At 50.9% G+C, this 493-nt stretch carries 1 pseudogene; it reads left to right on the plus strand.

Features of this window, described 5'->3' with window-relative positions:
- Nucleotides 1-71 precede the first annotated feature (71 nt).
- Nucleotides 72-493: pseudogene (locus tag MUW49_RS12085) on the plus strand (IS1595-like element ISAeca5 family transposase); the annotation flags it as partial.

Raw genomic sequence — 493 nt, forward strand, 5'->3', positions numbered from 1 at the left:
CCTGATTACCCATGATTAGCAGTCACCACGAGCTATACTGATCTTACGTACAGTTACTGAGGTGCGAGATCATGGCCAAAAGCAAAGTCCAATTCCAGAAAGGCTACAGCCTGTTTGATTTTTTCAAGGACTATGGCACTGAAGCGCAGTGCGAAAACGCGCTGCTCGCTTGGCGTTTTCCGAACGGTTTCATCTGTCCTGAGTGCGCCAACAAGACCTGCTGTCGCCTGAAAAGTCGGCCACGCGTGCTGCAATGCAATAACTGCCGTCACCAGATGTCATTGACTGGAAACACGATTTTTGCAAACACCAAACTCCCACTGACCAAGTGGTTTCTGGCGATGCACCTGCTGTCACAGACCAAAACTGGCTTGTCAGCGATGGAGCTAAAGCGCCAGTTGGACGTCAAATATGACACCGCCTGGATGCTCAAGCACAAGCTGCTGCAAGCCATGAAAGAGTCCGATGACAAGCAGCCCATCAGCGGCATCAT

This window comes from Aeromonas sp. LsrichE-8G (assembly GCF_022869435.1).
GTDB classification, from domain to species: Bacteria; Pseudomonadota; Gammaproteobacteria; order Enterobacterales; family Aeromonadaceae; genus Aeromonas; species Aeromonas caviae.